20 protein-coding genes and 2 pseudogenes are annotated in these 23,555 nt (G+C 63.4%); 10 read left to right on the top strand and 12 right to left on the bottom strand.

What is annotated here, in order from left to right:
• Positions 1 to 133 precede the first annotated feature (133 nt).
• The 3 genes from NKI64_RS10035 to NKI64_RS10025 all read right to left on the bottom strand — a co-directional run bounded on the left by NKI64_RS10035 (position 134) and on the right by NKI64_RS10025 (position 3,691).
• Positions 134 to 847, bottom strand: coding sequence for an alpha/beta hydrolase (locus tag NKI64_RS10035; RefSeq protein ID WP_352667800.1), 714 nt, complete (start codon positions 845 to 847; stop codon positions 134 to 136).
• A gap of 110 nt (positions 848 to 957) precedes the next feature.
• Complete coding sequence (locus tag NKI64_RS10030) at positions 958 to 2,406, bottom strand: NAD-dependent succinate-semialdehyde dehydrogenase (protein ID WP_352535639.1); 1,449 nt, start codon at positions 2,404 to 2,406, stop codon at positions 958 to 960.
• Between the two features lie 58 nt (positions 2,407 to 2,464).
• The gene (locus NKI64_RS10025) at positions 2,465 to 3,691 is read right to left on the bottom strand and encodes an iron-containing alcohol dehydrogenase (protein WP_352667798.1); all 1,227 of its coding nucleotides are present in this window, start codon (positions 3,689 to 3,691) and stop codon (positions 2,465 to 2,467) included.
• A 172-nt stretch (positions 3,692 to 3,863) separates the two neighbouring features.
• Here NKI64_RS10025 and NKI64_RS10020 point away from each other — a divergent pair, with 172 nt between their 5' ends.
• Positions 3,864 to 4,562 (top strand): GntR family transcriptional regulator, encoded by a 699-nt coding sequence (locus tag NKI64_RS10020; protein ID WP_023667782.1) that lies wholly within the window; start codon positions 3,864 to 3,866, stop codon positions 4,560 to 4,562.
• 160 nt (positions 4,563 to 4,722) lie between these two features.
• Positions 4,723 to 5,316, top strand: coding sequence for a DJ-1/PfpI family protein (locus NKI64_RS10015; RefSeq protein ID WP_023667783.1), 594 nt, complete (start codon positions 4,723 to 4,725; stop codon positions 5,314 to 5,316).
• 268 nt (positions 5,317 to 5,584) lie between these two features.
• On the opposite strand, the gene NKI64_RS10010 is transcribed toward NKI64_RS10015, so the two are convergent.
• The 4 genes and pseudogenes from NKI64_RS10010 to NKI64_RS09995 form a co-directional block, all read right to left on the bottom strand.
• Entirely contained in the window at positions 5,585 to 6,217 is a 633-nt protein-coding gene (locus tag NKI64_RS10010) for a class I SAM-dependent methyltransferase (protein ID WP_352667795.1), read from the bottom strand.
• Positions 6,218 to 6,354: 137 nt separating this feature from the next.
• Positions 6,355 to 6,954, bottom strand: coding sequence for an NADPH-dependent F420 reductase (locus tag NKI64_RS10005; RefSeq protein ID WP_023695174.1), 600 nt, complete (start codon positions 6,952 to 6,954; stop codon positions 6,355 to 6,357).
• Between the two features lie 32 nt (positions 6,955 to 6,986).
• A pseudogene (locus NKI64_RS10000) lies at positions 6,987 to 7,738 on the bottom strand (SDR family NAD(P)-dependent oxidoreductase).
• 50 nt (positions 7,739 to 7,788) lie between these two features.
• Positions 7,789 to 8,523: an SDR family NAD(P)-dependent oxidoreductase gene (locus NKI64_RS09995; RefSeq protein ID WP_352667792.1), complete on the bottom strand. Its 735-nt coding sequence runs from the start codon at positions 8,521 to 8,523 to the stop codon at positions 7,789 to 7,791.
• A gap of 228 nt (positions 8,524 to 8,751) precedes the next feature.
• On the opposite strand from NKI64_RS09995, the gene NKI64_RS09990 reads away from it, so the two are divergent.
• Positions 8,752 to 9,648 carry a LysR family transcriptional regulator gene (locus NKI64_RS09990; protein ID WP_352521160.1) on the top strand — a complete coding sequence of 299 codons (897 nt, stop codon included), beginning with the start codon at positions 8,752 to 8,754 and terminating at the stop codon, positions 9,646 to 9,648.
• Between the two features lie 132 nt (positions 9,649 to 9,780).
• On the opposite strand, the gene NKI64_RS09985 is transcribed toward NKI64_RS09990, so the two are convergent.
• Genes NKI64_RS09985 through NKI64_RS09965 form a run of 5 tightly spaced genes read right to left on the bottom strand, consistent with a single transcriptional unit; the run spans position 9,781 to position 16,423 of the window.
• Entirely contained in the window at positions 9,781 to 11,373 is a 1,593-nt protein-coding gene (locus NKI64_RS09985; protein ID WP_352667790.1) for an indolepyruvate oxidoreductase subunit beta family protein, read from the bottom strand.
• Positions 11,366 to 13,519, bottom strand: a complete 2,154-nt coding sequence (locus tag NKI64_RS09980; protein ID WP_352667788.1) for a thiamine pyrophosphate-dependent enzyme — start codon at positions 13,517 to 13,519, stop codon at positions 11,366 to 11,368. Before NKI64_RS09980 ends, NKI64_RS09985 begins: the two co-directional genes overlap by 8 nt.
• 44 nt (positions 13,520 to 13,563) lie before the next feature.
• On the bottom strand, positions 13,564 to 14,046 hold the full coding sequence (locus NKI64_RS09975) for a MarR family winged helix-turn-helix transcriptional regulator (RefSeq protein WP_352667786.1): 483 nt from the start codon (positions 14,044 to 14,046) through the stop codon (positions 13,564 to 13,566).
• Positions 14,046 to 15,617, bottom strand: coding sequence for a phytoene desaturase family protein (locus NKI64_RS09970; protein WP_352667783.1), 1,572 nt, complete (start codon positions 15,615 to 15,617; stop codon positions 14,046 to 14,048). The genes NKI64_RS09975 and NKI64_RS09970 overlap by 1 nt, the downstream gene beginning before the upstream one ends.
• 14 nt (positions 15,618 to 15,631) lie before the next feature.
• Positions 15,632 to 16,423, bottom strand: coding sequence for a cyclase family protein (locus NKI64_RS09965; protein ID WP_023682742.1), 792 nt, complete (start codon positions 16,421 to 16,423; stop codon positions 15,632 to 15,634).
• Positions 16,424 to 16,542: 119 nt separating this feature from the next.
• Here NKI64_RS09965 and NKI64_RS09960 point away from each other — a divergent pair, with 119 nt between their 5' ends.
• From NKI64_RS09960 to NKI64_RS09935, 7 genes and pseudogenes are all read left to right on the top strand, one after another.
• Complete coding sequence (locus NKI64_RS09960) at positions 16,543 to 18,117, top strand: phytoene desaturase family protein (protein ID WP_352667781.1); 1,575 nt, start codon at positions 16,543 to 16,545, stop codon at positions 18,115 to 18,117.
• Between the two features lie 112 nt (positions 18,118 to 18,229).
• On the top strand, positions 18,230 to 19,759 hold the full coding sequence (locus NKI64_RS09955) for an ABC transporter substrate-binding protein (protein WP_031201105.1): 1,530 nt from the start codon (positions 18,230 to 18,232) through the stop codon (positions 19,757 to 19,759).
• Positions 19,760 to 19,792: 33 nt separating this feature from the next.
• Positions 19,793 to 19,905 (top strand): annotated as a pseudogene (locus tag NKI64_RS32120) (endonuclease domain-containing protein); the annotation flags it as partial.
• 42 nt (positions 19,906 to 19,947) lie between these two features.
• Positions 19,948 to 20,955, top strand: a complete 1,008-nt coding sequence (locus tag NKI64_RS09950) for an ABC transporter permease (RefSeq protein WP_352654993.1) — start codon at positions 19,948 to 19,950, stop codon at positions 20,953 to 20,955.
• Positions 20,948 to 21,796: an ABC transporter permease gene (locus NKI64_RS09945; protein WP_352667777.1), complete on the top strand. Its 849-nt coding sequence runs from the start codon at positions 20,948 to 20,950 to the stop codon at positions 21,794 to 21,796. Before NKI64_RS09950 ends, NKI64_RS09945 begins: the two co-directional genes overlap by 8 nt.
• The gene (locus tag NKI64_RS09940) at positions 21,793 to 22,671 is read left to right on the top strand and encodes an ABC transporter ATP-binding protein (RefSeq protein ID WP_352667775.1); all 879 of its coding nucleotides are present in this window, start codon (positions 21,793 to 21,795) and stop codon (positions 22,669 to 22,671) included. Before NKI64_RS09945 ends, NKI64_RS09940 begins: the two co-directional genes overlap by 4 nt.
• Complete coding sequence (locus NKI64_RS09935) at positions 22,664 to 23,494, top strand: ATP-binding cassette domain-containing protein (protein ID WP_023699865.1); 831 nt, start codon at positions 22,664 to 22,666, stop codon at positions 23,492 to 23,494. The genes NKI64_RS09940 and NKI64_RS09935 overlap by 8 nt, the downstream gene beginning before the upstream one ends.
• Positions 23,495 to 23,555: the final 61 nt, after the last annotated feature.

Genomic DNA, 23,555 nt, shown 5'->3' with positions numbered 1-23,555 from the left:
CGTCGACGTCGACATCGCCGGCGGCTTACGGTATGGCGACCGGTGGCGGAAGATTTGCCACCGCTGTCGGCACCTCGATGCTGCGACGCTACTTTGCAGAACGGTCGCGTCCAGCAGCGCTTCTGGCGGAGTCTCAGGCGGCCACGACGCGGGCCAACAGTGACGCGGCCTCGGTGCCAGCCAAGCCAAGGTCGCGGACGCTGCTCATGTGATTGGCCCCGCCAAGGGTTGTGTGCGAAACAGTCAGTCCCTGCTTGTCAAGGTGGTCCGTGAAGAGTGCGGCCTGGCTGTGGAACGGCGGCGTTTCATCGGCGCCGACCAAGATATCTACGTCCACGGATGGATCGAAACTGTGATCGATGGGCGAGAATCGGCGGGCCTCCTCGTCGGTGATCGCGATCTCGGCGGCAAGGAACGACATCTGCAATGGCTTCAGGTCGTAAAGGCCGCCAAGCAGCAGCGCAGCTTTGATGCCGGAAGGCCGCTCGTCACCGTCGAAAAGCATTGTTGCCAGATGCGCACCGGCGGAATGACCGCTAACGGTCAGCAGGCCGGGATTGCCGCCATGGTGTGCGACATTGTCAAATACCCACCGCTTGGCGCGGCGCACCTGGTCGACGATCCTGGCCATCCTGACGGTCGGCATCAGCGCGTAGTCGACAATGACCGCGATCGCACCTGCGTTCGTAACGGTCTCGGCGACGTAGGAATAGTCGCGCTTGGAGAACATGCGCCAATAGCCCCCGTGGATGAACATGTGCACCGGCAGGCGGTCCCGTTTGCCCTCGGGAAAGAACAGATCCATGGTTTCGGTGGCGTCAGCCCCGTAGGCGACATCGGCGACCATGGGCACGTTCGCCCTGGTCTCCTCGCTTCTGCGAACGATCTCGGCGACGATGTCATCGAACTCGACCACATGATCGCGAATGCGAAACGGATCTTTGGCGTGATGTCCGCTCACAGGGTCACGGCGATGTACTTGGCCTCCATGAACTCGGCAACGCCGTGCTTCTGGCCGCCTTCTCGCCCCAACCCGCTCTGCTTGACACCTCCGAAAGGCGCCGCCGGATCCGACATCAGGCCGCGGTTGAGCGCGATCATGCCGGACTCGATCTTCGATGCCACGCGCATCCCCCGGCCCAGGTCGCGCGTATAGATGTAGGCAGCGAGACCGTATTCGGTGTCATTGGCTTTGGAGATGACATCCGCCTCGCTTTCGAAGCGACTGATCGGCGCCACGGGACCGAAGATCTCCTCGTGAGCCATGGCAACGTCGGCCGGCACGTCCTTGAGCACCGTTGGCGGATAGAAAAAGCCTCTTCCTTCAGATACGCCGCCACCACACAGGATTTTGGCGCCGCGGGCAACGGCGTCCTGCACAAGCCGGTCGATCTTGTGCACAGCCTTCCTGGTGATCATCGGCCCGCATTCTGTGTCTGAGTCTGTGCCCGGGCCCACGTTGAGTGCCGCCATGCGTTTGCTCAAGCCTTCCGCGAAGGCATCATGGATGCCGGCCTGGACGTAAAGCCGGTTGGCGGCCGTGCAGGCTTCGCCGGCGTTGCGCATCTTGGCAACCATCGCACCGTCAAGGGCGGCTTCCAGGTCGGCGTCGTCGAAGACGATGAAGGGTGCGTTGCCGCCAAGCTCCATGGAACAGGAGATGACGTGTTTCGCGGCTTCGGCCAGCAGCACGCGGCCGACGCCGGTCGAGCCGGTGAAGGACAGCTTTCGCACGCGCGGATCGGCCAGCATGGCCGCCGTCACCGGCCCGGGGGTCGAGGTCGTCAGCACGTTGACGACGCCGGGCGGCACGCCGGCCTCCTCGTAGAGCGCCGCAAGCGCATAGGCCGTCAGCGGCGTCTCGCTGGCGGGCTTCAGGATCACCGTACAGCCGGCCGCCAGCGCCGGGGCGATTTTACGTGTCGCCATGGCAGCTGGGAAATTCCATGGCGTGATGAGCACGCAAATGCCGATGGGCTGGTAGTCGACAATGATCCGGTTCGCGCCCGAGGGTGCAAGGCCGAACTCGCCGCTGATGCGGACCGCCTCCTCGGCGTTCCAGCGAAAGAACTCCGCCGCATAGGCGACTTCGCCGCGCGCATCGCGCAGCGCCTTGCCGTTCTCCAACGAGATCAGCGCGGCCAACGTCTCCATCCGTTCGGTCATCAGTTCGAAGCAGCGCCGCAGGATTTCCGATCGCCTGCGTGGCGGGGTCTCGCGCCAGCCGGCCGCCGCCTTCGCGGCAGCGTCGACGGCGGCGGCGGCATCAGTGAGCGTTGCATCGGGAACCGCAGCGATCACGGCTTCAGTCGAGGGATCGACCACTTCGATCACGCGGCCCTCCGATGAGGGCCGCCAGCGTCCGCCAATGTAGAGACCGTGCGAGACCGTGGCGTAGTCGAACATATCTTGATCCTCGTCGGATATGCCTGCGGCAATGTTCATTGGATGAACTCCTGGTCGGTCACATCATGGTGGCGGACATGTCGCCGTCATAGGCAGCCCTGACCAGCTGTCGCATCGCGGCGAGGTCGAACGGACGCGGATTGTTCTTGATCAACCGGTCGATGCCGAGCGCCTGCTCAGCCGTCCAGTCGATCTTGTCTTCGGGAAGACCCAGTTCGGCCAATGTCGGCGTGATGCCGATGGCGCCAAACAGCCGGCTCACCTCCCGGATGGTGGCGTGCGCCAAGGCATCGGCGCCGCCGCCCTGAAGGGAAAGGCCAAGAGCAGTGCCGACTTCCGCAATCTCCGCGGCTGCTGCGGCCAGGTTGTAGGCCATCACATAGGGCAGCATGGTGGCGACCCCCAGACCATGCGGGGTGTGGGTAAGCGCACCGACGGGATACTGCACCGCATGGGCGGCGGCCGTTCCCGCCGTGCCGAAAGCGCAACCGGCAGCCAGCGCTCCCATCATCACGTCGGCGCGCGCATCCTCGTCCGATCCGTCGCGATATGCCTTTTCCAGACTGCGGCCGAGCAGCCTGATGGCCAGAAGCGCGAAATGATCGGTCAGAGCGCTCTTGCCGATGAACACGTGCTGTTGCGGCAAATGAGGGTCGGCGTCGCGTTTGGCCGCTGTGAAGGCCTCGATTGCGTGCGTCAGCGCGTCGGCGCCGGCGATCGCCGTCAAGGATGGTGGACAGGTCACCGTCAGATCCGGATCGCAAAGCGCCACTGCTGCGATGAGATGCGGACTGGCGATACCCACTTTCAGCGTCCGATCCGGGTCGGAGATCACGGCGACGGGGGTCACCTCGGAGCCTGTTCCAGCCGTCGTCGGCACTGCGATTACCGGAAGGGTAGGGCCGGGTACCTTGAACTCGCCATAGTAGTCCTCGAGCTTGCCGCCATGGCTGAGCAGAAGTGCAGCGCATTTGGCCATGTCGAGGCAGCTGCCGCCCCCGATTCCGATCACCATATCGGGCTTGAAACCCTTCGCCTCCGCAATGCAGGTGGCGACGCTGTCGCGCGGCACATCCGGCAGCGTTCGGTCGAAGACCAGCGCCTCGATCGCCGCGTTGTGCAAGCCAGCCAGAATCTCGGCGAACTGCGACGTCGCCGCGAAGCGCTCATCGGTACAGACGAACGCACGCCGCCCATGTCTGGCGGCAATGGCAGGCAGGACATGGCGCTGGCCTTTGCCAAACAGAATCTCGCTCGGCAGGCGCGCCGCTGCAAACAAGCTCATGCACAAAATCCTGCGAAGACGGATTGGAAGCCGACAGGCTTGGCTTCGTGCCAGAGGCCGACCTCGGCGCTGCAGGTCATGATCATGCGATATCCTTATAAAATCGTATAGGATATAGGATTGAGTTTCGCGGAGCATCATGTTAGTGGGTGGTTCTGTCAAGAGGCAAACGATGCAGAACACGGACCTGACGGTTGACAATGAAGCCCGTGCGACCGGTCGTATTCAGCGCGCCAACAGTCTGGCTGGCGACGTTTACGAAGCAATCTTCGCGCAGCTGATGTCTTTGAGGATTGCTCCGGGATCGCGCATCACCGTCGACAATCTCGTCAAGGAATTCAACGTCTCGCATACCCCCATTCGTGAAGCGCTTGGCAGGCTGGAGGGGGAAGGGCTGGTTCTGAAAACCCACCTGATCGGCTATCGCGCCGCCCCGCAAATCACCCGCCGGCGCTTCGACGAGCTTTACGAGCTGCGTCTATTGCTTGAACCTGCCGCCGCGGCCAAAGCCACCGCAACAATGGACGGCGAGCGCCTTGCCGCGCTGCAGGAGGCGGCCGGCGTCATGGCTCGGCGGGTGGGGAAAGACGAACGCCTGCGCTATTCGAACTTCGCCCGTCAGGATGCGATCTTCCACGACAAGATCGTCGAGTTCGCCCAGAACGAACTCATTCGCGAGACGCTGAATCACCAGCATACCCACTTCCATATCTTCCGCCTGATGTATCACTCCAGGGTGACCGAAGAGGCGCTCGACGAGCACGAGGCTATTCTCGCTGCCTTTGCCGCGGGCGATCCGGACGCCGCCGAAAAAGCCATGCGTGCGCACATCGAAAATTCGCGGGACAGGCTCCTGCCTGCGTTCGAGTAGCCTGGCGATGCTGCTTGCCCGAGGCACCCTCAAGCGCGGCGCGCCGCTGTTCGCCCAGCCTGCCGCCTACGAATTCTACTCCCCGTTCTGAGCCGATTTCGATACCGGGAAGGAGGCGCGCAGTGCACCTCGCCCCTGAAACAAGCCGAGAGGAAAAGACATGCCAGCCAAAAAAATCCTGATGCTGACCGGTGATTTCACCGAGGAGTATGAAATCTTTGTCTATCAGCAGGCGATGGAAGCGGTGGGACACACCGTTCATGTCGTGTGCCCCGACAAAAGCGCCGGAGACATGATCAAGACATCGCTGCACGATTTCGAGGGCGATCAGACCTACACCGAAAAGCCCGGCCACAATGCGCTGATCAACAAGACCTTTGCCGACGCCGAGAAGCAGCTGAGCCAGTACGACGCTGTCTATTGCGCCGGCGGTCGTGGCCCCGAATACATCCGCACCGACAAGCGGATACAGGCGATGGTGCGCCATTTCCACGAGGCGAAAAAGCCGATCTTCACGATCTGCCATGGCGTCCAGATTCTGATCGCGGTCGACGGCGTCGTGCGCGGCAAGAAGGTGGCGGCGCTCGCCGCTTGCGAGCCGGAGGTGACGCTTGCCGGCGGCACTTATATCGATCTGTCTCCCACCGACGCTTATGTCGATGGGACCATGGTTTCAGCCAAAGGCTGGACCGCGCTTGCGGCGTTCATCCGTGAATGCCTGAAGGTGTTGGGAACGGAAATCCACCATTCTTGAACGGTTTGTCCGGCGCATCCCTGAGGGGATGCGCCTGCTCCCTCAACGGCGCGGCGACTTCCGTCATTCATCAAGTTCAAATCAGGAACCTGCGGCAGGTGTGCTCCAGAACCTTGTGCCATCATCACCTCGGACGCCTTCAAGCGCTGCCGCATCGCGTGCGTGCACCAGCGCGCCATGCTCGTTGACCTTTCCCAGCTTGACGGGTCCGAACCCGAGTTGATGGACTCAATGGGGCGGTCGACATGAAGTCGGCGCCCAGGACCTGTCAGGGCTTCACGAACCGGAACGCGAAGCGATCGGTCTCGCCCTTGATCGCGGGATCGAACACCTTGATCGAGTGCGGGTCATCCTTGTTCGCGAGCACGGTGCTTTCCGCGTCCAGTACGAAGCCGGCCGCCTCCACCTCCTCGCGGACGAATGCAGGGTCGATCCGATGCAGCGACCGGGTGTCGCTCGTGCCCGACCCCGCGGCAGCGGCGTGGTCAACGATGACGTAGGACCCACCGGGTTTCAGCCGCTTGTAGACAGCTCGATTGAAGTCGGCCGCCGTCGCACCCTTCTTCTGGACCAGGGCGGTGTGAAGATCGTGGTAAAACAGGTGCAGCCATAGGACATCCGCTGGCGGCGTGACCTCCGGCATCGCGACGAGATCCGCCGAGGCGGCTTCGACGTTCTCTCGGCCCGGCTCCTTCGCGAGCGTCCGCATGAGGCCGACCGGATCGTTCTTGAAGTGGGCGACTTCGGCCGGCACGAAGCTGTAGACCCGCCCCTCTGATCCGACGATGTCGGAGAAGAGGCGCGTCCAGTCTCCGTCGCCAGGGTAGACGTCGATCACGGTGGAGCCCGCCTCGATTCGTGCGAACCGGATTAACTCGGATACCTTGGATTGGTCGTACATCGAAATCTCCTTAGGAGTGGATATTCTTCTCGGTGCTCATAGTGATTTCTCCATTTTGCTCGGATCGGATCGCGCTTGATCCGATCCGAGTTCCGATCGAGTGCGTGGTTTCTTTGCCGGTGGGGACGTCGCGCTCGTCAGTCGAATTTGACCAAGTCCTTGAAGATCAGATGACCCCAGCTGTCTCCGCGCGCCTGGACCAGCAGGCCACCTTCCGACACCCCGCCAAGCTTGATCGGCGCGAAACCGAGATTTTCCGCAAGCTCCCCAGTCTGTGTTGCGGCAGCATCATCGTCGCTTGCCAGGAACACGACCCTCCGGCCACCATGTACGGCCGGATCCTGATCAAGCACCGGGGCGACCAGATGGTTGAAGCCCTTGACCAGTTTTGCGCCAGAGAAGGCCTGCGCGATGAACTTGGAAGAAGGTTGTCCTCCCAGTTCCTCAGGGGGCACGCCATAGGCATTGGTCACATCGATGATCGTCTTCCCCTGCCAGGTGGGGAGCGCCTTCGCAACATTCGGGTGCGCCTCGAAGCGGACAGCCAAAAAGATGATGTCCGCCTTGATGGCTTCCGCCAGTTTTTTGGGGATGATGGTGGGTCCGATCGCGGCCGCATCGGCGGCAAAGCTTTCCGGGTCGCGTGTGGTTGCAACGGAAACTTCGATGCCGTTTCGGGCAAACGCCTTGGCAAGGGCCCGTCCGATATTGCCGAATCCTACGATTGCATAGTTCATAGTACTTCTCCGATCTGGTGCTAATGCCGGGGTCAGACTTGCGCCATGCCTCCGTCGACGGCGAGATCCACGCCGGTGACGAAAGAACTTTCATCGGAGGCGAGGAACGTTACGGCAGCCGCGATTTCCTCTGGTTTGCCCCTGCGACCCATTGGGATCTGTGACGCAAACTGGGCGGCCGCTTGCTCGGCTTGCTCAGGGGTAAGGCCAGTCGTTGTCTCCAAGGCCGGCGTCTCGATTGGTCCCGGACTCATTGCATTGACGCGGATTTTGCGGTCTTTGAATTCCAGTGTCCAAGCGCGCGCGAAGTTGCGTACAGCCGCCTTGCTCGCGGCGTAGGTACTAAACCCTGGAAGCCCCAACACGTTCGACACTGAAGAATTCAGGATGATCGAACCGCCGTCTTTGAACAGGGAAGGGCCTTCTGCACCGTAAAGAACAGACCCTTCACGTTCACATCGAAGGTCTGATCAAAATGTGCCTCGGTAGCGACGGCGAGCGGTGCGATCGTCCCCGCGCCGGCGTTGGCGAAGAGAATGTCGATATGACCATGTTTCACCTTCACGACGGCATAGAGGCGATCCAGATCTTCCAGGAGCGACACGTCACCCACGACCGTCGTAACGTTTTTCATGATGAAGGCTGCGGCCTCCTTCAACTCCTTCTCTCTTCGCCCGGTAATCACGACGTGCGCTCCTTCTTCTACGAAGCGCTTGGCTGTGGCCAATCCGATCCCGCTGCTTCCGCCCGTGATGACTGCGATCTTGCCTTCGAGTTTTTTCATAATTCTTTGTCTTTCGTTGCGCGCGGCCCAGGTACGGACCGCGCTGGGGGTCAGAGTTGAGCCAGGCCGCCGTCGACGGCGACTTCGCTGGCGGTCATGAAGCTGCTGTCCGGCGACGCGAGAAAGGCGGCCACGGCCCCGATCTCCGCCGGATTGGCCATGCGCTGGAGCGGAGTCATCGCGCCGTAGGCCTTCTGGCCTTCCTCGCCCAACGCCTCCTTCGCGAGTTCGGTCGCCGTCGCCCCGGGCGACAACACGTTTACCCGGATGCAGGTGCCCTTCAGGTCCTCCGCCCAGGTCCGCGCCAGGTTGCGCACTGCCGCCTTGCTCGCGCTATAGGCAGTGAACCCCGGAGCGCCCGTGGTGCCGGCGCTCGAGCCGGTCAGGATGATCGAACCGCCCTGGCTCATCAGCGGCAGCGCCTTCTGGACCGTGAAGATCGTACCCTTCACATTGGTGTCGAAGGTTTCGTCAATGTGCCTGGCGGTGATCTGCCCGAGCGGAAGCAGACTTCCCGCCCCGGCATTGGCGAAGACGATATCGAGGCTTCCGCGCTCGGCCTTCACCGCAGCGTAGAGTCGGTCGAGGTCGGCCTCATCCGAGACCGAGCCCTTAACCGCGCGGGCATTAGGCCCAAGGTCGGCCACGGCAGCGTCGAGCGCTTCCTGCCGGCGGCCGAAGACGAAGACGAAGGCGCCCTCCTCGATAAAGCGCTTGGCTGCGGCGCGGCCGATGCCCGTAGCGCCGCCGGTTATCACAGCGGTCTTTCCATTCAGTCTGTTCATGTCATGCATCCTTCGTTTCGCCGTCTCGTATCTTTGGCTGCACGGGAAAGTCCCGCGAGAGCCTCAAGATGGGTTCGCCGAAGTCGGGCGGTGAGTGCGCAATCGCGCACATCGCTGGTGCGAAAACGATCCAGCTAGATGATTGAACGCCGCGGCGACCGCACGAACTACGGCTGATCGTGTTAGTATGGGCTTTGCAAGCCGCACTTCGCTGCGCAGGAATGCACCATGATCGACTGGGATGACGTCCGCTACTTTCTTGCCGCCGCGCGCGGCGGCTCGGTGCGTGCTGCCGCCGCGCACCTCGGTGTGAACCACTCGACCGTGCTGCGACGCATCGCTCAGCTCGAGGAACGCCTCGGGGCGCAGATGTTCGAAAAGCTGCCTTCCGGCTACCGCCTGACGGCTGCGGGCGAAGAGGTCCTCGATCTCGCGACACAGATGGAAGCGTCGTCGCACCAGTTGGAGACGCGAGTCTTCGGTCGTGACCAGAGCGCGCGCGGGCTTTTGCGGGTGACGCTTCCACCGTTCCTCGCCACACACCTGCTCATGCCGGATCTCGCCGACTTCGCGCGTCTACATCGCGACATCGAGATGGAAATCCTGTCGTCCGGCGAGCTGGCCAATCTGACCAACCGAGAGGCCGACGTCGCGATCCGCATTGTCGCCGACCGCAAGACCCTGCCGCTCAATCTTCACGGCCTGAAGGGACCGGAGCTGTTCAGCGGCGTCTACATGTCTCGCGATCGACTAGCCGCGTGGCGTGCGGGCACGCCTGATCCCATCCGGTGGATAGGCATAGACAATCATGGAATTCCGGACTGGGCGCGCGAGGGAGAAGTTCACGTGACGGGAGTACCGTTCAGGACACCTGACGCCGAGACGCAGATCATCGCGGCGCACCAAGGGATTGGGATAACGAAACTGCCGTGCTTCGTTGGAGATGCCGACCCCCTGCTGGTGAGGGTGCCGGGGATCGACGTGCCCATGCATGGGACACTGTGGCTTCTCACGCAAGGCGAGACACGCAAGACGAAGCGGGTGCGGCTCTTCACGGAGTTCGTATCCCGCAGGCTCGCCGCGTACGCTCCGCTTCTCGCGGGGCTGTCCATATCGCGCGACTGACGCCCGGCAGGTCGGCCGGCAACGCTTCCCGCAATCCGGGTGGAAGCCGAGCTGCGATCGCTTGAAGCGGCGTGTTCAATCCGCAATCCAGTGGGAGTAGGGAAACGGCGGCAGTAGCGTAGAGGTACCAGCCTAAGCTCGACCTCCTCCCACACCATGATCAGACAACGATGCCACCGTCTTCACCGCGCCATCGAGCATGTCGCCTTTCTCGTCTTTCAGCGCAGCTTCGCGCAACCGCCTGATCCAGTCGGCAGCGTCATCGCGGCCCTTGACCAGATCGAGCGCCGACAGCACGCGATCGAATTTGGACTGGGCGCGGACGTGGGTGTCGCTGTAGCCCTTGATCAGCCGGCGGCAGTTCAGGATTTCGACGGCGAGCGCGTAATCCTGGGGCACATATCCAAGTGCCAATGCATACCACCGCTCCAGATGCGCCATCTCCACCTTGTGGCGCAACAGGCGGCGGCGCCAGCGGCGCAGGCCGCCAATGAACCAGAGGACCGCAAAGCCGGCAAAGCTGTCGGTGCGGCTGCGCCGGCCGTGATTGATGCGCCGGTCGAGAAAGCCGGCAAGTTTCGGTCGGTTCTCGATGTAGCTGCCCAACCCCGCCGGCAAGGTGCCGCAGAACTCCTCGATGCGCGGATGGAAATATTCGGTCACCTGCAGGATGGAGCCGTCCTTGACGCCCACCTCCTTGCGCACCCGCCGGTCACGCGTCGAACGTGTCTTGAGATCGGCGACGCGGATCATGTCGTCGTAGCACAGCGCGTTGGCCAGATGCTTGGCGGCAGCGATGGACAATGCATGGGCATGTTCAGCGCTATCCAGCGCGACCGCCTGGTCGAGCCGGTCGAGATACTCGCCGCCATAGGAGATGTCCTGGTAGTCGACGACCTTTCTCAGGCCCCGGAGCGCCATGTCGCGCACCGCCGCGGGCATCAGGTCGATGCGGGCGGCCAGTGCCTGCCAACCCTGCAGCAGGTTCTGCGGACCGCTCACGCGCCCTGCACCCGGAGCTGGTTCGACCGTGGCCGGTTCTGCCCGCTCTGGCGCGGGGACCGTCGTACCGCGCGCGCGGTCGTAGGCAACGGCGAAGGCACCGAGGCTGGCTTTCGCGCCCCGGCCGCCGGCGCCGATCGCTTGCTCATAGCTTTCACGCCTGAACGGCAATGCGTCGGAGCCGGCCAGCGCGCCAAGCAGACTGGCCGAGATCATCGAGCCATTGTCGGCGGCGATCTTTTCCATGTCGAAAGCGATGAAGCGTTTCGATGCAGCTTCCGCCGTCGCGCGTACCTTCGAAGACGAGGCCCGGCCGTCACCCGGCTCGATCTTTTCCGACACCGCGGCGATACGGTGCGAGGAGGTGATCAGCGTGGTGCGATCGGGCGTGACGAAGCCCCTGATGATGGCGCGGCCGGCTTCCATCAGCTCGGCGGCGATCAATATGTCGACATCGCCTTGCGAAGGCGACAGGGCAAAGACCGGCAGCCGGCCGGTGTCGCGGGCCATCTCGACGTAATAGATCGTGGCGCCGGTGCGCTGGGCGACGCCGGCGACCGAGGTCGATTGCGCGACATAGGAATTGCGCTCGGCGACATCGGTGATCCAGTCGGCGAGCACGCCTCCGCCCTGGCCGCCGACCGCGAGCAAAGCGAGCTTGATCACCGGCTCGGTATCGGCGGCACCGGATTTCGGACGCAAGGGCGAAGCCTGGTCAAGCATCGGCGAACGTCAACCTGCGGCTCTCGCGGCGGCGCTGCATCAGGCCGATGGTGGCGCGACGTGCAGATTCGAGGAAGCGGTCCCAGCGGCTCGGATTGTGCACGACATCGGCGCGGTAGAAAGAAGGGCACAGAACGGCAGCGTCCGCCACCTCGCCGCAATTGCCGCAGCCGACGCAGCTCTGGTCGATCGATGCCACCGGATCGTCACGCAAGGGATCGTCGAGCGATTTCACCGACAGCGACGGGCAGCCGGACAGCCGCATGCAGGCGTGGTCGCCGGTGCAGATGTCCTCGTCGACGCCGAATTTCGGCTTGACGACACGGGTTCCGCCCTTGATCGCCTTGTCGACCAGCGGCTTTTCGCGGCGCTGGCGGTTGAGCATGCATTCGGACGAGGCGACGATGACCTTTGGTCCCTTTTCCTCCGTCGTCAGCGCCTCGCGCAGCGTGTCCTGCATCTTGCCGACATCGTAGGTGCGGTCGATGTGGCGCAGCCATTTGACGCCCATGCCTTTCACCGCCTCGGTGATAGGATGTTTTGTCGACTTGGTCTTGTTGCCTGCGCGCGACGACAATATGTCCTGCCCGCCGGTCGCGGCGGAGTAAAAGTTGTCGACGATGACGATGACGCCGTCATTCTTGTTGAAGACCGCGTTGCCGATCGAGGAGGTCAGGCCATTGTGCCAGAAGCCGCCATCGCCGACGAACGAGATCGACCGGCGTTTGGCGTCGGGCGAATTGAAGGCTGAAGCCGAGGCCGGCCCGAGCCCGTAGCCCATGGTGGTGGCGCCAAGCTCGAAGGGCGGCATGATCGAGAACAAATGGCAGCCGATGTCGGAGGCGATGTGGTGCTTGCCGAGTTCCTGCTCGACCAGCTTGGTCGCGGCAAAGATCGGCCGCTCCGGGCAACCGATGCAGAAGCCGGGCGGACGGCCCGGCACGACGTTGATCAGGTCCGCCGTGTCGACGCCGTCGCCGACCTTGTTGGGCGCGCGCACCTCGCCCGGCAAGAGATGCGGGGCCTCGGCGCGCAGGAAGGCGCCGATGCCGTCCAGCATGACCTGGCCGGTATATTCGCCGGCCATCGGCAGATACTCCTTGCCGACCAGCCTGGTACCGCGCCCGGCCTTGTGCAGCATGGCGGCAAAGGCTTGCTCGATGTAGTTGGGCTGGCCCTCCTCGACCACGAGCACCGCGTGCTTGCCTTCGCAGAAAGACAGGAACTCATCGTCGATCAGCGGATAGACGGCGTTGAGCACATAGAGCGGCACATCCGTCTCGCCATAGGTGTCGGAAAGGCCGAGACGCTGCAAGGCGCGGATGACCGAATTGTACATGCCGCCCTGCATGACGATGCCTACCGAACCATGATCCGAGCCGAAGAACTCGTTGATCTTGTTCCTGGTGATGAAATCGACCGCCGCCGGCCAGCGTTTTTGCACTTTCTCCTTCTCGTGCAGGAAGGAGGCGGGTGGCAGCACGATTCGGCCGGTGTCGCGGCGCGGCGCATCCAGCGCATCGGCCACCGTCATCGGCGGGCGCTTGTTGTCCTTGGCGATGAAATGGCCGTGGACGTGGCAGCAGCGGATGCGCACCTGCAGCATCACCGGCGTATTGGACGCTTCGGATAGCTCGAAGCCATCCTCGACCGCCTTGACGATCGACGGCAGGTTCGGGCGCGGGTCGAGCAGCCAGACCTGGCTTTTCATGGCAAAGGCATGGCTGCGCTCCTGCATGATCGAGGAACCCTCGCCATAATCCTCGCCGACGATGATCAGCGCGCCGCCGGTTACGCCGCCGGAGGCAAGATTGGCCAGCGCGTCGGACGCGACATTGGTGCCGACAGTCGACTTGAAGGTCGCCGCACCGCGAATGGGGTAATGCACCGAGGCAGCGAGCATGGCGGTGGCGGTGGCTTCCGAGGCGCTCGCCTCGAAATGCACCCCGAGTTCGCCCAGAATGTCCTGCGCGTCGGCCAGCACGTCCATCAGATGGCTGATCGGCGCGCCCTGGTAGCCGCCGACATAGCCGACGCCGCATTGCAGCAGCGCCTTGGTGATGGCGAGGATGCCCTCGCCGGCAAACTCCTCGCCGGCGCCGAGCCGGAGCTTTTCGACTTCCTTGGCAAAAGACCGTTCGGCCATTTTTCCAACCTTCCGTTGCCGCCGAAACTTGGCAGCGCGTACGTCTAGATTTCGTGCTTGCGAATGTTCCTGAGCATCTTCAAGAGCGTCGCGATCAGTGCTGCATATTCGGCATCGTCGACATCGTCGAACATTGCCTCGAAGGCGTCATGCATAGCCGGCCAGGCGCGGGTGAACTCTGCGCGGCCCTCATCGGTGAGGAAGACATGGCGGATGCGGCTGTCGGTGACGCCTTGCTCGCGCCGCACGAAACCTTGCCCTTCCAACGTGTCGAGCGTGCGGCTCAATGTCGACTGCTCGATGACGGTGTAGACCGAGAGGTCGTTGACGGTGACGCCGTCGGTGACCGACAGCACGGCCAGCGTGCGGACCTGCGGAATGGTCAGGCCCTGCTTGCGGAAATCGTCGCGCAAGGTGGCGTTGTAGCGCCCCATGATGCGGTTCATCAGATAGGGCGCGAATTGCTGCAGGCCGATCTGGCCAAGCGTCGAGATGCGCTGGCGCTTTTCCGGAACCTTCTGCTCCATCACAGCCTGCCCGCCAGCAGAAAGCCGGAGCCGCCGCCGAGCCCTGCACCCGGATGGGTGGAGGCGCCGATGTGATAGAGGTTTTTGATGCCGGTCTGATGGTTGCGGCTGGTCTTGAACGGCCGCCACAGGAACGACTGGTCGATGGTGGACGACCCGCCATACGGGTCGCCGCCGACCAGATTGATGTTCATCGCTTCGAGATCGGCCGGTGAATAGGCGCGGCGCGCAATGACGCTATCCTTGAAGCCGTCGATGTGGCTGGCGAGGATCGCCTCCGCGCGGTCGGCATAGGCCTCGCGCAGCGCGTCGGTCCAGCGGCCGCCAGCCGGTGCATGCAGCGCGCCTGCGGCGTCGCCCTTGATGTGCCTGGGCGCCTCGGGCAGTTGCAGCCACAGGATCGCCTTGCCCTCCGGGCAGCGCGACGGATCGAGCGCATGCGGCTGGCCGACGCAGATGGTCGGCACTTCGGGCAGCATGCCGCGCGCCGCCTCGTTGCAGGCTTTCGAGACGCCATCGAGCCCCGGCGTCAGGTGCAACAATGCCACCTGGTCCAGGCCATCACCGCGCCATGCCGGCGGCTTGTTCAGCGCATAGTGAATCTGGAAATTGCCTTTGCCGTAGCGATATTTCTGTGTCGCTTCGACATCGGCCTTGGGAGCCTCGCTGCCGAGCAACCGGTGGTAAAGCTGCGTCGGCGTGACCGAACAGATGACGCTCTTGTTTGCTGTAATCGTTTCGCCCGAGGCGAGCCGTACGCCGGTCGCGCGGCCACCGCTCTGGACGATCGAGGCGACATCGGCGGCGGTACGGATGTCGCCACCACGTTCCCTTATCAGAGCTTCGAAGGCGGTGAGCAGGGTCTTCGCTCCACCCTTGACGATCGGCGCCCCGGCCGCTTCCAGCGCGAAGGCAATGACCTTGGCGATCTGCCCTGAGAAGGCGTCTTCCGGTCCGAGCCCGGCGTGCAGCACCCAGGGCGCCCACAGCGCGCGGATTGTCTCGGACCGATAGGTGCTTTCCAGCCAGCTGCGCGCCGGCACCAGTGCTTCGCCGAGAAAGGCGGCAAGGCCGCGTGGGCTGCGCCGCCAGGCATCGCCGGCCAGCAGTTTCGCCGTCGGATAGGACCACAGGCTGCCGCCGAGCAGGCCGAACAACAGGCCGGCATTGCGCTCGATGCCGCTGACATCGTCCGCATGCCGGTCGCCATCGTCGGCGGCAATCGCATTGATTGCCGCGACATTGGCGGCGCGGTTGGTGGTGAGCACTGCATGACTGCCGTCCGGCCGCAGCACGCCGGTTGGCGTGCCGGTGTGACAGAACTCCAGCCCGTGCCGCGCGAGATCGCTGCCCAATGCCGCAAAGGCCGGCGAGGTGATGAACAGCACGAAGGTGGTCGCCATCACGTCATGGATGAAGCCGGGCGCGGTGATCTCCTCGGTACGCATGCAGCCGCCGATGCGGTCGTTGCGCTCGAGGACGAGCACCTTCGCGCCCTTGCCGCCAAGCATCGCCGCGCAGACCAGCGCGTTGATGCCGCTGCCAACGATGATGTGATCCGGCTGGCTCACCTCAGCGTGCTTTCTCAGCCTTTCGACACCAGCGCCAGCGCGCGGATCGGGCTGCCGGTGCCATGTTCGATCTTGAGCGGTGCGGCGATCAGGATGGCGCCTTTTGGCGGCAACTGGTCGAGGTTGCAGAGGCTGGCAAGGCCATAGCGGTTGGCCTTGTGCATCAGCGTGTGCGCCGGGAATGGCGGCTCCATGCCGCCGGCCTTGCCGGCATCGGTGCCGATCGTCTCCGAGCCCCAGCCCTTGATGTCCTTGCTGATCAGATACTGGATGGCTTCGGCCGTCGGACCTGGCGTATGCGGGCCGGTCTCATTGGCGTTGAGGAACTCAGCCTCCGAACCATTGCGCTTGTACCAGTCGGTGCGCATCACCACCCACTCGCCAGGGCTGATGGCGCCATGCTTGGCCTCCCACGCCTTGATGTGGTCGACGGTGAGCAGGAAATCGTGATCGGCGGCGGCTTCCTTCGAGCAGTCGATGACATTGACCGGGCCGACGAAGTTCTGCGCCGGAATGGTGTCGGTGGCGCCGTCCGGATAATCCTTGCCGCTGATCCAATGCTGCGGCGCATCGAAATGCGTGCCCGAATGCTCCCCAAGCTTCAGCCAGTTCCATGCCCACCACGGGCCGTTCTTGTCATAACGGGAGATGTTATGGATCTCGACCTTTGGCGTGTCGACGGCAAGCTCCGGCGGCAGCTTGATAAGAGGCGTGTCGGGTCCGAGTTGCGCAGAGAGGTCGACCACCCTGATGGCGCCTGAAAGCAGCTGGCCGGCGACTTCGCCGAGGAGTTTTTGCGTGTCCATGGTCTGAAGTTCCCTCTTTATGGTGAAGATCAAGGCTCGTCTCGGCCCTTAATATCCTACTAGACGAAAACATATGCATCTGCAATTATCTTTAAGCATAAAGGAAATGGGAACGGGGCGTGAGCGAGTTTGACGCCATATTCGTCGGGGCGGGCCACAACAGTCTGGCATGCGCCGCGCATCTCGCGCTCAAAGGCTGGAAAACCGGGATTTTCGAGCGCAGCGCAGCAATCGGTGGCGCCGTCCAGACCCACGAATACACGCTTCCCGGCTTCCGGCACGATTTCGGTGCAATGAATCTGAGCCTGTTCGCCGGCTCCGCCTTCCACCGGAAATATGCAAATGAATTGAAAGCACAGGGTCTTGAGTTCGCGCCGGTCGCCGACTGTTTTGCCAGCGCCTTCCCGGACGGACGCTGGTTCGGCGTCAGCAACGATCTGGAAAAAACCACCGGCCGCATGGCCGCTTTCTCCGCCGCCGATGCCGCGACCTGGCGTAGACTGGTCGCCGCCTTTCCGGGTGAAGCCGAGCACCTGTTCCGGCTGCTGGGATCGCCGATGAGTGCGCGTGCGCTTGCCGGCACCGCCTGGAACCTGTGGCGCAAGAAAGGCATGTCCGGCGCGCTCGATACGGGACGGCTGCTGTTGTCATCGCCTCGCGCCTGGCTGGAGGAAAATTTCGAGTCCGCGCATGTGCGGGCAACGCTTGCCACCTGGGGCATGCATCTCGACTTCGCCCCCGACATCGCCGGCGGCGCCGTATTCCCCTATCTTGAATCGATGGCCAACCAGAGCTTCGGCATGGTGCTGGGCAAGGGTGGCGCCGACACCATCATCCGCGCGTTGTCGGGCATGGTGGCGTCGGCCGGCGGCACGATCGTCACCGGGGCGGAAGTTGCCGAGATCACCGTTGCCGGCGGCAAGGCATCGGGCGTGCGACTCGCTTCAGGTGAGACACATACGGCCACCAAGGCAGTGATTGCCGGCGTCGCGCCCAAGGCGTTGAGCGGCAGGTTGCTACCCAACGGTTCCGGCGACGCCGGCTTCGACACGGCGATGCAGAAATTCCGGCACGCGCCGGGCACGATGATGATCCATCTGGCGCTCGACGACCTGCCCGATTGGCGCGCCTGCGCGGAGCTTCGGCAGTTCGCTTATGTGCATCTGTCGCCGTCGCTCGACGCGATGTCGCGCACCTATCAGCAGGCGATGGCGGGCATGCTGCCGGACGAACCGGTGCTGGTCGTCGGCCAGCCGACCGCGATCGATCCGTCGCGCGCGCCTCAGGGCAAACATGTGCTGTGGGTGCAAGTGCGCATGCTGCCTGCCAAAATCCTGGGCGATGCGGCAGGCAGGATCGCTCACGCGCATTGGGATCAGGTCAAGGATGCCTACGCCGAGCGCGTGCTCGACATCATCGAGATATACGCACCCGGACTGCGCCCGAAAATCCTCGGCCGTGCAGTGTTCTCGCCAATCGACCTCGAGCGTGAGAACCCCAATCTCGTCGGCGGCGACCAGGTCTGCGGCAGCCACCATCTGGCACAGAATTTCCTGTTCCGCCCGGCGCGCGGTTATGCCGGCTGGAACACGCCGGTCGGCAATCTGCATCTCATAGGCGCCGCGACATGGCCCGGCGCCGGCACCGGCGCGGCCTCCGGCTTCATGCTCGCGCAACAGCTTGGCGGGAGGTAGCTCCCAAGATTTCATGAAGGCGACGAGAGGCAAGGCGCTGCTGCCCACGAAGCCCGGATCGATAAACTGATAGTGCCGCGCAAAGACAACAAAACCAACAAGGGGAACGACCATGACAATCAACAGACGAGAATTGCTGGGATACAGTGCCGCGGCACTTGGGGTGGCGGCGATCGGCCTGCCTGAGATCGCCAAGGCGGCAGCGGGCGAGCTGACCATCGCCTACAACGTCAATCTGCCGTCCTGGGATCCGACCACCGGACCTTCGGCGGTCAACCCGACCATTCAGGGTCTCTACCAGTCGGTGTTCGACCAGTTCATTCCGCAAAAGCCGGACCTGTCCTTTGCGCCTGGCCTGCTCACCGAATGGGGCTGGAACGAGGATCGCACCAAGGTGACGATGACGGTGCGCGAAGGCGTGACCTGGCATGACGGCTCGCCCTTCACGCCCGAGGACGTGGTCTGGTCGCTGCAGCGGGCGGGCGACGAAAAGACCGGCAATCCGATCCAGTTCGTCTGGAAGAACGTCAACAATTTCAAGATCGACGGCAACAAGATCACCGGCGACGTCGTGCAGTTCGATCCGGTCTATTTCAAATGGATGTCGTTCCTGACCGGCTACATCCTGCCGAAGGCCTACTACGAGAAGGTTGGCGCGGAAGGTTTCGAGAAGGCGCCGATCGGCACCGGCCCGTACATGGTGGAAAAATTCGAGCGAAATGCTTTCCTCCGACTGAAGGCCAACCCGCACTATTGGGGCGACAAGCCGGCCTTCGAGAATGTGACGATCAAGTTCGTCACCGACGCGGCGAGCCGCGTTGCCGAGATCGAATCCGGTTCCTCGCAGGTGACGCTGGAGGTCCCCTATGAAGAGTATGACCGGCTGATCGCCAAGGACGGGCTTGCCGGCTCGTGCAAGCCTGTTTCCGACATCGGCATGATCTTCTTCAATGACATTGAAGCGATGCTGGACAAGAACGTCCGCCAGGCCGCTGTCATGGCTGTGGACAAGGAGCTTCTGGTCAAACGGCTGCTGCGCGGCTATGGCCAGCCGATCGCTACGCTGGAGACCCCGGAGTACACGGCCTTCGATGCCTCGATCAAGGTCGAGCACAATCCTGAAAAGGCCAAGGAGCTGCTCGCGGCTTCCGGCTATTCGCCGGAAAAACCGGTCAAGTTCACCTTCCAGACGACCAAGGGCTTCAAGCCCAAGGATTATGAGATGATCCAGGCAATCGTCGGCATGTGGCGCAAGGTCGGCATCGAGGCGACGATCGAGGTCTACGAGATCGCCAAGCACTATGAACTGCGCGCCGCCGACAAGCTGGCGCCGGCCGCCTTCTACAATTGGGGCAACGCCATCGGCGACCCTACGACGTCGACGGGTTTTGCCATGTATGGGCCGAGCCCGCACTCGGTGTGGGACAGCCAGGACCTGATCGACATGATCAATCCGCTCTGGGGCGAGAAGGACGAGGCCAAGCGCATCGCCGGCTGGAAGGCTGTCGACAACTATATCGCCGAGCAGGCCTATGTGCTGCCGTTGATTCAGTATGCGCAACCGATCGTGCATGCCAAGGGCGTCAACGTGGTGCAGCATGTGTCCGGCGCGCTGCTGCCGGCGCTGATGACCCCGGCCTGATATCGGCTTGTGGGCGCCACCCTTCGCTGAGCGGCCCCCTCATCCGGCCCTTCGGGCCACCTTCTCCCCGCTGGGGAGAAGAGACCAGCTCAGCTGTCCGTGACCTCTTCTCCCCTTGGGGAGAAGGTGGCCGCGAAGCGGACGAATGAGGGGGCTCTTCGTTAGAAACGCACTGGGCCAACACCAGAATGCTCCTGCAACGATTCCTGATCCGTCTGCTGACGATGCTGATCACGCTGTTCGGCGTGGCTGTCGTCGTCTTCGTCGTGATCCGCGTCGCGCCTGGTGACCCGATCGCCATGATGCTGCCCCCCGGTGCGACAGATGCCGACATCGACCGGCTGCGTGCACTCTACGGGCTCGACAAGACCATCGTGCAGCAATTCTTCATCTGGCTGTCCGGCGTCGTCAGGGGCGATTTCGGCACCTCGATTTCGCTCAGGCAAGATGTGCTCAGCCTTGTCTTCAATCGTTTGCCGGCAACGCTGGAACTTGCCATCATCGCGCTCGTCATGGCGGTTGGGCTCGGCGGCACGACGGCGATCCTCGGAGCCCGCGAGCGCGGCACGGCGGTCGAAGCCGGCATCGATATCGCCAGCGGCGCCGCCCTTTCCATTCCCGATTTCCTGTGGGGCCTCGTGCTGATCCTTTTGTTTGGCGTGCTGGTGCCGATCTTCGATATCTCCGGCCGCGTGTCGCCGCAGCTCGACCTCCCCTTCGTCACCCAGTTCTATTTCTTCGAGAGCTTGCTTCGGCTGCGCCTCGACCTGACCTGGGATCTGCTGAAGCACATGCTGATGCCGGCAGTAGCCTTGGCATTGCCGCTGGCCGCAATCATCGCGCAGTTGCTGAAACAGTCGCTGAAGGAAGTGCTGGACCTCGACTATGTCGTGCTGGCGCGGGTGAAGGGGTTTTCGGAAACGCAGGTTATCCTGCGCGAGGCGCTGAAGAACGCTGCCTTGCCGACACTGACTCTCGTCGGCGTCCAGTTCACCTTCCTTGTCGGCGGCACGGTCATCGTCGAGCGGCTGTTTTCCTACGAAGGGCTCGGCAATATGGCGATCGATGCCGTCATCAACCGCGACCTGCCGCTGATCCAGGGCATCGTGCTGGTGTTCGCGCTGCTGTTCGTGCTGATCAATCTTGCAGTCGACATGATGTATGCGCTGCTCAATCCGAGGCTGCGCCATGGATGAGGCACGCATGGCCCGGCGCGGATTGGGCCCGAGGCTGTGGCTGGCCGGCGGCTGGCTGCTGCTGGCGCTTCTTGCCGCGATGTTCGCGCCGCTGGTGGCGCCGCAGGACCCGCTGGCGCAGGATCTGATGCTGGAGCGGCTGCCGCCCTTCTGGCTCGATGGCACCGAGCCCGGCTATTGGCTGGGCACCGACAGCCTCGGCCGCGACCTCTTGTCCCGGCTTATCTTCGGCGGCCAAATCGCCTTCATCGTCGCCTTCGCTGCGGCGATTGCCGCCTGCCTCGTCGGCTCGACGCTCGGGCTGATTGCGGGCTATTTCGGCGGCTGGGCCGACCGCATCGTTTCGCGCATCGTCGATGTCTGGATGGCATTTCCGCCGGTGCTGTTCGCCATCCTGCTGGTCGCGGTGCTCGGCACTGGTCTCAGCTCCGTCATCCTCGCCATCGCCATCATCGACTGGACGCGCTTTTGCCGGGTGATCCGCGCCGAAGCGATGAGCCAGTCGCGCATGGACTACGTCGAGAACGCCCGCATCGCCGGCTATGGCCGCATCGGCATCATGCTGCGCGAGGTGCTGCCCAATGTACTGCCCTCGATCGTGGCGCTGCTGTCGCTGGAAATGGGCATCGCCGTCATCGTCGAGGCCATCCTGTCCTTCGTCAATCTGTCGATCTCGACCGACGATCCCACCTGGGGCGGCATCATCGCCGAGGGCCGGCTGTCGATACATCAAGCCTGGTGGGTGCTGGTGTTTCCGCTTGTCACGCTGATCCTCACCGTGCTGTCCTTCAGCCAGTTCGGCGAGGCGCTGAAGACACGCTTCGATCCGGTGCTGCGATGAGCGCTTGCCTGGATATTGCCAATCTGAGCGCCGTGCTGCCGAACGGCCAGCGAGTGCTGCGCTCGGTGTCGCTTTCCGTGCAGCGGGGTGAGGTGCGTGCTCTTGTCGGCGAGAGCGGCGCCGGCAAGACGATGATCGGCAAGGCGGTGCTCGGTGTGCTGCCGTCAAGCGTGCGCATCGTCGAAGGCGCCATGCAGCTCGAAGGCCAAGAGCTCGGCAGGCTGCAGCCCAAGGCAAGGCGTACGCTGATCGGCGCCCGCACGGCGCTGATCCCGCAGGATCCGTTGACTGCGCTCAACCCGTCGCGCCGCATCGGTCCGCAGATGACTGACCGGCTGGTGCGCATTCTCGCCTGGAGCGGTGACAAGGCGGACAAGCGGATCCGGCAATTGTTGGATGAAGTGCAGATCCGCGATCCCGACCGGGTGCTGAAATGCTATCCGCACGAGCTGTCCGGCGGCATGCGCCAGCGCGTGCTGATCGCCGCCGCCTTCGCCGCCGAGCCACGGCTGATCGTGGCCGACGAGCCGACAACCGCGCTCGACGTTACCGTGCAAAAGCAGATCCTGCGCCTGATCGCCGAGCTGCAGCGCGAGCATGGCACCGCGATCCTGTTCGTCACCCACGATCTCGGCGTCGTTGCAAAGATCAGCCAGAAGGTGTCGGTGCTTTATGCCGGCAAAGTGGTGGAGGAAGCCGAGACGGCTGCTCTCTTCGGCGCCCCGCAGCACCCATACACGCGGGCACTGATGGCCGCGACGCCGCGTTACACAGATCCTTTCGCCTCGCTGATGCCGGTGGACGAGACCGTGCTGGCCGGGCTTGCCGCTGAGATCGACGCGGCAGACCAGGCGTGGAGGCGGCCGCATGGTTGAGCCGCTGTTTTCCGTGCGCGGGCTGAAGGTGGCGCTGCCCGACATGACCCGCAAGCCGCTGATCGGCCGCGCGCCGCTGGCCGAGATTTTGAAAGGCCTGGACTTCGATCTGCCGAGAGGTTCGGTGACCGGCATCGTCGGTGAATCCGGGTCCGGAAAATCGACGCTCGGCCGCACGCTTGTCAGACTTCTGGAGCCGAGCGTCGGCAGCATCCATTTCGAGGGCCGCGATATCGCCCATCTGCCGGATGCGGAGCTGCGACCTCTGCGCCGCGACCTGCAGATGATCTTCCAGGACCCGATGTCGTCGCTCAACCCGCGTCGCACCATCGCCGGCATCATTGCCGCGCCGCTCAAGCAGAATGGGCTTGGCGACAGGCTTAGGGAACGCGTCGCCGAGGCATTGCATCGCGTCGGCCTGCCGCAAAGCTTCGCTAGTCGCTATCGTCATGAACTGTCGGGCGGGCAGCGCCAGCGCGTCGGAATTGCGCGCGCGTTGGCGCTTTCGCCGAAATTCGTGCTGGCCGACGAGATCGTCTCCGGCCTCGACGTATCGACGCAGGCGCAGATCCTCACCCTTTTGGAGAGACTGGCCGCGGAGATGGGGCTGACAGTCGCCTTCATCAGCCACGACCTGTCGGTCATCCGGCGGCTCTGCCAACAGGTGATCGTCATGCGCGAGGGCAGGATCGTCGAGGCGAGCGCCACCGATGCGCTGTTCGACAATCCCAGGGAGACCTACACGCGCGACCTGCTTGCCGCCATCCCACTGCCTGAGATCGACGCGGACTGGTTGCGGCCAGCAACGAAAGCGCCGGCATAGGACTGTTCACCCACCACGCCGAACAGCGGGCTCGGACGTGCATGAGGGCAAAATCAGCCCG

This window comes from Mesorhizobium sp. M0478, assembly GCF_040321305.1.
Classification (GTDB): Bacteria; Pseudomonadota; Alphaproteobacteria; order Rhizobiales; family Rhizobiaceae; genus Mesorhizobium.
The sequence above is the reverse complement of the archived record's forward strand: the minus strand, read 5'-3'. Positions and strand labels throughout refer to the sequence as shown.